At 70.1% G+C, this 9,475-nt stretch carries 10 protein-coding genes; 9 read left to right on the top strand and 1 reads right to left on the bottom strand.

The features are described 5' to 3' along the window. The first annotated feature begins 61 nt into the window (after positions 1–61). The 3 genes from K6I34_RS03880 to K6I34_RS03870 all read left to right on the top strand — a co-directional run bounded on the left by K6I34_RS03880 (position 62) and on the right by K6I34_RS03870 (position 2,832). A complete protein-coding gene (locus K6I34_RS03880) occupies positions 62–1,222 on the top strand; it encodes a sensor histidine kinase (protein ID WP_374230789.1) in 1,161 nt (386 codons plus the stop codon). A 408-nt stretch (positions 1,223–1,630) separates the two neighbouring features. Then, entirely contained in the window at positions 1,631–1,927 is a 297-nt protein-coding gene (locus K6I34_RS03875) for a DUF4193 domain-containing protein (protein WP_229322629.1), read from the top strand. 14 nt (positions 1,928–1,941) lie between these two features. Next, positions 1,942–2,832, top strand: a complete 891-nt coding sequence (locus K6I34_RS03870; RefSeq protein ID WP_229322628.1) for an EcsC family protein — start codon at positions 1,942–1,944, stop codon at positions 2,830–2,832. A gap of 64 nt (positions 2,833–2,896) precedes the next feature. Here the strand turns inward: K6I34_RS03870 and K6I34_RS03865 are convergent, their stop codons facing one another. Beyond that, a complete protein-coding gene (locus tag K6I34_RS03865) occupies positions 2,897–3,340 on the bottom strand; it encodes a DUF3093 domain-containing protein (RefSeq protein ID WP_229322627.1) in 444 nt (147 codons plus the stop codon). Between the two features lie 58 nt (positions 3,341–3,398). Here K6I34_RS03865 and K6I34_RS03860 point away from each other — a divergent pair, with 58 nt between their 5' ends. From K6I34_RS03860 to kdpB, 6 genes are all read left to right on the top strand, one after another. Continuing rightward, positions 3,399–3,977 carry a PaaI family thioesterase gene (locus K6I34_RS03860; RefSeq protein ID WP_229322626.1) on the top strand — a complete coding sequence of 193 codons (579 nt, stop codon included), beginning with the start codon at positions 3,399–3,401 and terminating at the stop codon, positions 3,975–3,977. Then, positions 3,974–4,474: a dUTP diphosphatase gene (dut, locus tag K6I34_RS03855; protein WP_229322625.1), complete on the top strand. Its 501-nt coding sequence runs from the start codon at positions 3,974–3,976 to the stop codon at positions 4,472–4,474. Before K6I34_RS03860 ends, dut begins: the two co-directional genes overlap by 4 nt. Before the next feature lies 1 nt (position 4,475). Next, the gene (locus K6I34_RS03850; protein WP_229322624.1) at positions 4,476–5,249 is read left to right on the top strand and encodes a DUF3710 domain-containing protein; all 774 of its coding nucleotides are present in this window, start codon (positions 4,476–4,478) and stop codon (positions 5,247–5,249) included. A 324-nt stretch (positions 5,250–5,573) separates the two neighbouring features. Beyond that, positions 5,574–5,663 carry a K(+)-transporting ATPase subunit F gene (kdpF, locus tag K6I34_RS03845; protein WP_043188605.1) on the top strand — a complete coding sequence of 30 codons (90 nt, stop codon included), beginning with the start codon at positions 5,574–5,576 and terminating at the stop codon, positions 5,661–5,663. A 7-nt stretch (positions 5,664–5,670) separates the two neighbouring features. Further along, positions 5,671–7,362: a potassium-transporting ATPase subunit KdpA gene (gene kdpA, locus K6I34_RS03840; protein ID WP_229322623.1), complete on the top strand. Its 1,692-nt coding sequence runs from the start codon at positions 5,671–5,673 to the stop codon at positions 7,360–7,362. Then, positions 7,359–9,473, top strand: coding sequence for a potassium-transporting ATPase subunit KdpB (gene kdpB / locus K6I34_RS03835; RefSeq protein WP_229322622.1), 2,115 nt, complete (start codon positions 7,359–7,361; stop codon positions 9,471–9,473). Before kdpA ends, kdpB begins: the two co-directional genes overlap by 4 nt. Positions 9,474–9,475: the final 2 nt, after the last annotated feature.

Raw genomic sequence — 9,475 nt, 5'->3', positions numbered from 1 at the left:
CCCCCAGGCACCGCCGAAGCCCGCCTGGGACCCTCAGCCCGTCGCCCGTTCCTTCCCCTGGCTGCGCCCGACCATCCGGATACGTCTCACCCTGCTCTACGGCGGGATGTTCCTGATGGCCGGCGTGCTGCTGTTGACGATCATCTATCTGCTCGCGGCGCGGGCGCTGGATTCCGCCGGCACGCCGTTGATCAGGGTCGTGAGCGGCAACGTCGAGGTGCCCAACCAGGCTCTCTGCCCCGAGCTGCGTCAGGGCCTGTCCTCGGAGCAGATCAACAGTTACGTCCAGCTGTGCTCCGGCCGCATGCGTGCGGATGCCCTCGGCAAGCTGCTGCAGCACTCCCTCCTCGCCCTCCTCGGTCTCGCCGTGATCGCGTTCGCCTTCGGCTACGCCATGGCGGGCCGGGTCCTCTCGCCGCTGGGCAAGATGACCCGCACCGCCCGCCGCGTCGCCGCCACGGACCTCTCCCGGCGCATCGAACTGGGCGGGCCCGAGGACGAGTTGAAGGAGCTCTCCGACACCTTCGACGAGATGCTCGACCGGCTGGAGCGGGCCTTCACCGCGCAGCAGCGCTTCGTGGCGAACGCCTCGCACGAGCTGCGCACCCCGCTCGCGATCAACCGCACGCTGCTGGAGGTCACCCTCTCCGACCCTGGCGCGTCCCCGGAGCTCCAGCAGCTCGGCAAGACGCTGCTGGCCACCAACGAGCGCAGCGAGCAGCTCGTGGAGGGCCTGCTGCTGCTCGCCCGCAGCGACAACGAGATCGTCGACCGCAAGCCCGTGGACCTCGCCGAGGTGGCCTCCCAGGCCGTGGACCAGACCCGCGGGGAGGCCCAGACCAAGGGCGTGGAGCTGCGCGGCACCCGGCAGCCCGCGGTCGTCCAGGGCAATGGCGTGCTCCTGGAGCGGATCGCGCTCAACCTGGTGCAGAACGCCGTGCGCTACAACGTCCCCGACGGCTGGGTCGAGGTCACCACCCAGGCGCAGCCGGGCCGGGCCGTCCTCGTCGTGGAGAACACCGGGCCGATCGTCCCGGCCTACGAGGTGGACAACATCTTCGAGCCGTTCCGGCGCCTGCGTACCGAGCGGACCGGCAGCGACAAGGGCGTCGGCCTGGGGCTGTCGATCGTGCGCTCCGTCGCCCGCGCGCACGGCGGAAGGATCACCGCCGAGCCGCGCGACGGGGGTGGTTTGATCATGAGAGTGGTGCTGCCGACCTGAGATCCGCCGTGGACCGCGGTGGAACGGGACGGCTCGGAGGTTCGCTTTGGGCGGAATTTTCATGGTCCGCCCATCGCCACGGATGTGTGTGTTCGCTCACACCGGCAAACTTCCGGCCACCCACTCTCCGTGACCGGCGGGACCGGGGGAAGGCCCCGAAAATCGGGGTTTCCCGAGGTCCTGATCACGGGAAGTACACGAGATGGCCCGTCCCCGTGCGGCATTCGGACCGTGTACGGTCCGGTTCGCCATCCATCCTCATCACCTCTTCAGGTGTGCGGTTGGGTGTCGATTGAGTAACAGACCTTGATGTGAGGCAAAATCTCCGCCTCGGGTCGGGCACAAGTCCGGCCTCTCACGCGTTACGTGCGCTGGAGACACCGCAGACACCCAGAGGGGGAGAGCGACATGGCAACGGATTACGACACCCCACGCAAGACCGACGACGACGTCGACAGCGACAGCATCGAAGAGCTGAAGGCCCGGCGTAACGACAAGTCCACTTCGTCGGTCGACATCGATGAGTTCGAGGCCGCCGAGGGCCTGGAGCTGCCCGGCGCGGACCTCTCGAGTGAGGAGCTGTCCGTCCGGGTCCTGCCGCGGCAGGCCGATGAGTTCACCTGCATGAGCTGCTTCCTCGTGCACCACCGCAGCCAGCTGGCCCGCGAGAAGAACGGCCAGCCGATCTGCCGCGACTGCGAATAGGAAGCGGGTCTGCGATGGCAGGCTCGATCCCGTTCCGCAAGCGGCGCTCCCGTGAGCCCGACCTGACCACCGGGCCCGACGGGAACGCCGCGCGGGACGAGGGCCCCGACGGACTCACGGGCGCTGAGGCACCCGCTGCGGGCGCTGAGGCGCCTGTCGGCGTCGTGGCATCCGTTCCCGCCGTCGAGGGCGGCACAGACGTCGAGCGGGGCCGTGCGGCCTCGCTCGCCGCCGCGGTGGGCCGCGGCGCCAGGAAGGGCGGCCGGGGCGCCAGGGCGGGGCTGACCGCCGTGGCCGACCGGATCATCGCGAACGCCCCGCGCATCCCCGTGCGCGACCTCGCGACACTGCGCGAGCAGTTCCCGGGCCTCGGCCCCGAGGAGCTCGCGGACAAGCTGGTGGCCGGTGCCGCGTACGGCACGTCCACCGTGGGCGCCGGTGTCGGCGCCGCGGCCATGCTGCCCGTCCCGCCCGCCATGCCCGCCGAGCTGGCGGCCGAGATCGTCGGCGTCGCCGCCGTGGAGTTCAAGCTGATCGCCGAGCTCCACGAGGTCTACGGCCTGCGGGCCCCCGGTTCCGTGCGCCGGCGTGCCACGGCCTATCTCGCCGCCTGGGCGGAGGAGCGCGGCATCGACGTGACCTCGCCCCTGACGGTGAACGCCGCCCTCGGCGGCCAGCTGCGGCGCGAGCTGCGCCAGCAGGTGCTCAAGCGGACGTTCCGCAGCCTCCCCAACCTCACGCCCTTCATGATCGGCGCGACGGTGGGCGCCGTGATGAACCGGCGCGACACCAAGCGGCTCGCCGAGAAGGTCCGCAAAGACCTCCGCGGCCGCCAGGTGCCCTGGGACGCCCTGCCCGCCGCCGAACCGCCCCACGGGCACACCGGGCGCGCCGGACAGCCGTGACCGGCGGTGCGCCGGGCCTCCTGCGTCCTCCGTGCGTCTGCGTCCCGTGCGTCCCGGCCGCGTCTCAGCCCCGTACGGCCGTCAGCGCGGCGGCCAGGCGCTCGGGGGAGCGGGTGGAGAGGTAGAGATAGGGAGTGGGGTCCTGCGGGTCGGTGATCTCGACCCGGACCGCCGTGGGGACGTAGCCGCGCAGCAGCATGAAGGCGCGGGTGTCGGCCTTGTGCGTGCGCCAGGCCCGGGCCTGCTCCGCGTCCAGCACCTCCGGTTCGCCCAGCGCCGCCAGCGGGATCTTCGCGTCGCCCGCGACGAGGGCGTCGCCCACGACGCGGATGCGCACCGAGCCGTACGCGCTGACCGCCACGGCCGCGACGGCCGCCCCGCCGACGAGCCCGCCCAGCATCGGGACCGTGCCCAGCGGCAGCAGGATCAGCGCCATGGCGACGCCGAGGAGCGCCGCGATGAACCACCAGGAACGGGGCGCGGTCAGGCGTTCTTCGTAAGGCTGCATGAAGCAAGCCTGCCACGGAGGGGACCGGGCTCTGTTATCGCGGGTAAGGTCAGCCCCTGTGAGTGGACGAACGACAACGCTGCCGGACGGGGCGGAACCGCCCGTACGGCACCCCGACGCACCCGCGCCCGGAGAGGTCATCGGGTCGCACTACGAATACTGTTTCGGCTGCGGCGGAGGGGTACCGCACGGCCTGCACGTCGAGGTGCGGGCCGGCGAGGGCGTGAGCGTCACCGCGGAGTTCCGCGTCAAGGAGGCGCACCAGGGCGCCCCCGGTCTGGCACACGGCGGTGTGCTGGCCACGGCGCTGGACGAGACGCTGGGCTCGCTGGGCTGGCTGCTGCGGGTGATCGCCGTGACCGGACGGCTGGAGACGGACTACGTACTTCCGGTGCCGGTGGACGCCGTACTGCACCTTCGGGCGGAAGTACGGGCCGTGCACGGCCGTAAGATCTACGCCACGGCCACCGGCCGGATCGGCGGCCCCGAGGGCCCCGTGGCGGTCCAGGCGGACGCGGTGTTCATCGAGGTCAAGGTCGACCACTTCATCGAGAACGGCCGCCCCACCGAGATCCAGGCCGCCCTGGCCGACCCCGACCAGGTGAAGGTCGCGCGAGCTTTTGAGGTGAACCCGTGAGCCGAACGCCCCTGGACGTGCTGATCCGCAGGGTCGATCCCGAGGTGCCCCTGCCCGCCTACGGCCACCCCGGCGACGCGGGCTGCGACCTCGTCACCACCGAGGCCGCCGAGCTGGCGCCGGGCGAGCGCGCGGTGCTGCCCACCGGGATCTCCATCGCGCTGCCCGACGGGTACGCGGCCTTCGTGCACCCGCGTTCGGGTCTCGCCGCCAGGTGCGGGGTCTCCATGGTGAATGCCCCGGGGACCATCGATGCCGGGTACCGTGGAGAGATCAAGGTGATTGTGGTCAATCTGGACCCGCGCGAGAGCGTGCGGTTCGAGCGGTTCGACCGCGTCGCCCAGTTGGTTGTCCAGCAGGTCGAGAAGGTCCGCTTCCACGAGGTGGCGGAGCTTCCAGGCTCGGCACGGGCCGAAGGGGGCTTCGGGTCCACCGGTGGCCACGCTGCCGTGGGGAATGGATTCGCTTCGGTCGTTGCCGACCGGGAAGGACAGTGACGTGTTCGGTCGTCGCCGCAAGCGCGGGGAGGATGCCGTCGACCTGGTCGACGACGTGACCTCCGAGGAGTTGGCGGAGGATTCCTCCGCCGACGGGTCCGCAGAGGACATCGCGGCCGAGAGGGTCCGGCTGGAGCCGGAGCCGCGCCCCGACGGGCCGTGGGATCTCTCCGAGGTCCGCGACCCCGCCGAGGGCCGTGTGGACCTGGGCGGACTGTTCGTGCCCGGCGTGGAGGGCATGGAGCTGCGGGTCGAGGTCGCGGGCGACTCCATCGTCGCCGCGACGGTGGTGCTGCGCGACAGCGCCGTCCAGCTCCAGGCGTTCGCCGCCCCCAAGCGCGAGGGCATCTGGCACGAGGTACGGAACGAGATCGCGGAAGGCGTCACCCAGCAGGGCGGCGTCGTGGACGAGGTCGAGGGCCCGCTGGGCTGGGAGCTGCGCGCCCAGGTGCCGGTGGCGCTGCCGGACGGCGCCCAGGGCGTCCAGCTGGTCCGCTTCATCGGCTGTGACGGCCCGCGCTGGTTCCTGCGCGGTGTGATCTCCGGCCAGGGCGCGGTGCAGCCGCAGACCGCCGGGCTCCTGGAGCAGATCTTCCGGGACACCGTCGTCGTGCGCGGCGAGTCCCCGATGGCGCCGCGCGACCCGATCGTGCTGAAGCTCCCGGACGACGCCCAGATGGTCGCCGAGGGCCTCCAGCAGCAGGACGCCGGCTCGCGCTTCGCGGGCGGCGTCGACCGTCTGGAGCGTGGCCCGGAGATCACCGAGGTCCGCTAGGGATCACTCGCGAAAAACGCGAAAAACGCTCGTCGAACGGCTGGATTCAGTCGTTCCGCTGGGCCGCAACCCCGTGCAGGGGTTGCGGCCCAGCGGTGTTTTCGCAGGTCAGAGCGGTGCGCGTATGGAATCCGTCAAGGGGGCGCTAATGGCCGTATGAGAGGCGTCAACGGGGCGCTCGCACCGCGACAACGGAGGTTTGCTGTTCGGGTCCGTTCATATCCGAACTCTCTAGGAGCACACGATGGCCGACGTGGCCTTCGTCGTCACCACGATCGCGGTCTTCGCGCTGGTGGCTCTCGTCGCCAAGGGGGTGGCGAAGCTGTGACTGCCGAGAACATCGTCGGCCTCGTCGTGGCCGTCGCCCTGCTGGGCTACCTGATCCTCGCCCTCGTTTTCCCGGAGAGGTTCTAGCAAAGATATGAGCCCCGTCCTCTCCGGAGTCCTCCAGCTGACCGCGCTCGTCGCGGCGCTGGCGCTGGTCTACCGCCCCCTGGGCGACTACATGGCCCGCGTCTACAGCTCCGAGAAGCACCTGCGCGCCGAGAAACTGGTCTACCGCACGATCGGCGCCGACCCCGACGCCGAGATGCGCTGGCCCGCGTACCTGCGCGGCATCCTCGCCTTCTCCGCGGCGAGCCTGCTCTTCCTCTACCTGCTCCAGCGGATCCAGGGCGTGCTGCCGAAGTCGCTCTCGCTCGGCTTCACCGCGATCAGCCCGGACCAGGCGTTCAACACCGCGGCCTCGTTCGTCGCGAACACCAACTGGCAGTCGTACTCGGGCGAGCAGGCCATGGGCCACGCCGTCCAGACGCTCGGCCTCGCCGTCCAGAACTTCGTCTCCGCCGCCGTCGGCATGGCCGTGGCCGTCGCCCTCGTCCGGGGCTTCGCCCGCTCCCGCACCGGTGAGCTGGGCAACTTCTGGACCGACCTGGTGCGCGGCACCGTCCGCATCCTGCTCCCGATCTCCGTGATCGGCGCGATCGTCCTGGTCGCGTGCGGCGCTATCCAGAACTTCGCGGGCATCCACGAGATCGGCCAGCTCACGGGCGGCAGCCAGCAGGTCAACGGCGGTGCCGTGGCCTCGCAGGAGGTCATCAAGGAGCTGGGCACCAACGGTGGCGGCTACTTCAACGCCAACTCCGCCCACCCCTTCGAGAACCCCAGCGCGTTCACGAACCTCTTCGAGATGTTCCTGATCCTCGTCATCCCCTTCGCGCTGACGCGGACCTTCGGCAAGCTCGTCGGCAACGTCAAGCAGGGCTACGCGATCCTCGCCACGATGGGCGTGATCTGGCTGGCCTTCACCGGCCTGATGATGTGGACGGAGTACGCGCACCACGGCGCCGCGCTCCAGGCGGCGGGCGGCGCGATGGAGGGCAAGGAGACCCGCTTCGGCGTCGGCGCCTCGGCGATCTTCGCGACGACCACGACGCTCACCTCGACCGGCGCGGTGGACTCCTTCCACTCCTCCTTCACCGGCCTCGGCGGCGGCATAGCCCTGCTGTCGATGATGCTCGGCGAGATCGCGCCCGGCGGTGTCGGCTCCGGCCTCTACGGCATGCTCGTCATGGCGGTCATCGCGGTCTTCATCGCGGGCCTCATGGTCGGCCGTACGCCCGAGTACCTCGGCAAGAAGATCGGCACCCGCGAGATCAAGCTCGCCGCGTGCTACATCCTGATCACCCCGACCCTGGTGCTCGGCTTCACCGCCCTGTCCATGGCGCTGGCCACCCCGCCGCACTCGATCCTCAACACCGCGGGCAACTCGGTGAACAACAGCGGCGCGCACGGCTTCTCCGAGGTCCTCTACGCCTTCACCTCCGGCGCCAACAACAACGGCTCCGCCATGGCCGGCCTCAACGCGAACACGCAGTGGTACAACACCACGATCGGTCTCGCGATGCTGCTGGGCCGCTTCCTGCCGATGGTGTTCGTCCTGGCCCTGGCCGGCTCGCTCGCCGAGCAGAAGCCCGTGCCCGAGACCGCGGGCACCCTGCGCACCGAGAAGCCGCTCTTCGCGGGCCTCCTCGTCGGCGCGATCCTCATCATCACTGGTTTGACCTACTTCCCGGCGCTGGCCCTTGGCCCGATGGCGGAGGGACTCTCATGAGCACGACCACTCCTGTCCGTACCGAGCCCCAGGGCCCCGAGGAGACCCGCCCGCACGACGGTGCCGAGTCCGGCCGCGTGTCCGGTGGCCTCTTCGATCCCGCGCAGCTGGTGAAGTCCCTGCCGGACGCCTTCAAGAAGCTCGACCCCCGGGTGATGGTCAAGTCCCCGGTGATGTTCGTGGTCGAGGTCGGCTCGGTGGTCACCACCGGGCTGGCTTTGAAGAACCCCGGCGACTGGTTCGGCTGGACGATCACGGTGTGGCTGTGGCTGACCGTCATCTTCGCCAACCTGGCCGAGGCCGTGGCCGAGGGCCGCGGCAAGGCCCAGGCCGACACCCTGCGCAAGGCCAAGACCGACACCGTCGCCCGCCGCCTGACCGAGGACGGCAGGAGCGAGGAGTCGGTGCCGGGCACCGAGCTGCGCGTCGGTGACCTGGTGGTCTGCGAGGCGGGCGACATCATCCCGGGCGACGGTGACGTCGTGGAGGGTGTGGCCTCGGTCGACGAGTCGGCCATCACGGGCGAGTCCGCGCCGGTGATCCGCGAGTCCGGCGGTGACCGCTCCGCGGTGACCGGCGGTACGAAGGTCCTCTCCGACCGCATCGTCATCAAGATCACGACGAAGCCGGGCGAGACCTTCATCGACCGGATGATCAACCTGGTCGAGGGCGCGGCGCGGCAGAAGACGCCGAACGAGATCGCGCTGAACATCCTGCTGGCGTCGCTGACGATCGTCTTCCTGCTGGCCGTGGTCACGCTCCAGCCGTTCGCGATCTACGCGAAGGCCGAGCAGACGATGATCGTGCTGGCCGCGCTGCTGGTCTGCCTGATCCCGACCACGATCGGCGCGCTGCTGTCGGCGATCGGTATCGCGGGCATGGACCGTCTCGTCCAGCGCAACGTCCTGGCGATGTCCGGGCGTGCGGTGGAGGCCGCGGGCGACGTCTCGACGCTGCTGCTGGACAAGACCGGCACCATCACCTACGGCAACCGGCAGGCCTCGGAGTTCGTCCCGGTCAAGGGCACGATGGCCGCCGAGGTCGCGGACGCCGCCCAGCTGTCCTCCCTCGCAGACGAGACGCCCGAGGGCCGCTCGATCGTGGTGCTGGCCAAGGAGAAGTACGGCCTGCGCGAGCGCCACGAGGGCGAACTGGTCGGCGCGGAGTGGATCCCCTTCACCGCGCAGACCCGTATGTCCGGTGTGGACGTCGAGGGCCGCAAGGTCCGCAAGGGCGCCACCGGCTCGGTCGTCGCCTGGGTCAAGGAGCAGGGCGGCGAGGTGGCCGAGGACGCCACGAAGCTCACCGACGACATCTCCCAGGCCGGCGGCACGCCGCTGCTGGTCGCGGTGGAGGACGACAAGGGCGCACGCGTCCTCGGGGTTATTCACCTCAAGGACGTCGTCAAGGAGGGCATGCGCGAGCGCTTCGACGAGCTGCGCGCGATGGGCATCAAGACCGTCATGATCACGGGTGACAACCCGCTGACGGCCAAGGCCATCGCCGAAGAGGCGGGCGTCGACGACTTCCTCGCGGAGGCGACGCCCGAGGACAAAATGGCGCTGATCAAGCGCGAGCAGTCCGGCGGCAAGCTCGTCGCGATGACCGGCGACGGCACCAACGACGCCCCGGCGCTGGCCCAGGCGGACGTCGGTGTCGCGATGAACACCGGCACCTCGGCCGCCAAGGAGGCCGGGAACATGGTCGACCTGGACTCCAACCCGACCAAGCTCATCGAGATCGTCGAGATCGGCAAGCAGCTCCTCATCACGCGCGGCGCGCTGACCACGTTCTCGATCGCCAACGACGTCGCGAAGTACTTCGCGATCATCCCGGCGATGTTCGCGGTGGCCTACCCGGGTCTGGACAAGCTCAACATCATGAGCCTGCACTCGCCGCAGTCCGCGATCCTCTCCGCGGTCATCTTCAACGCGCTGATCATCGTGGCCCTGGTGCCGCTGGCCCTCAAGGGCGTGCGCTACCGGCCGATGAGCGCGGACGCGATGCTGCGGCGGAACCTGCTGGTCTACGGACTGGGGGGCCTGATCTCCCCGTTCATCGGCATCAAGATCATCGACCTGCTCATCTCCCTCATCCCTGGCATCGGGTGACG

The sequence above is a fragment of the Streptomyces sp. UNOC14_S4 genome, from assembly GCF_020740835.1.
Lineage (GTDB): Bacteria > Actinomycetota > Actinomycetes > Streptomycetales > Streptomycetaceae > Streptomyces.
Note: the sequence above shows the minus strand (reverse complement) of the source record. Positions and strands in the feature narration are given on the sequence as shown.

Bases quoted from the DNA above. Each gene is read 5' to 3' on its own strand.
- kdpA (WP_229322623.1), top strand. From the start codon at position 5,671: ATGAGCCCCGTCCTCTCCGGAGTCCTCCAGCTGACCGCGCTCGTCGCG.
- K6I34_RS03865 (WP_229322627.1), bottom strand. From the start codon at position 3,340: ATGCAGCCTTACGAAGAACGCCTGACCGCGCCCCGTTCCTGGTGGTTC.
- kdpB (WP_229322622.1), top strand. From the start codon at position 7,359: ATGAGCACGACCACTCCTGTCCGTACCGAGCCCCAGGGCCCCGAGGAG.
- K6I34_RS03870 (WP_229322628.1), top strand. From the start codon at position 1,942: ATGGCAGGCTCGATCCCGTTCCGCAAGCGGCGCTCCCGTGAGCCCGAC.
- K6I34_RS03875 (WP_229322629.1), top strand. From the start codon at position 1,631: ATGGCAACGGATTACGACACCCCACGCAAGACCGACGACGACGTCGAC.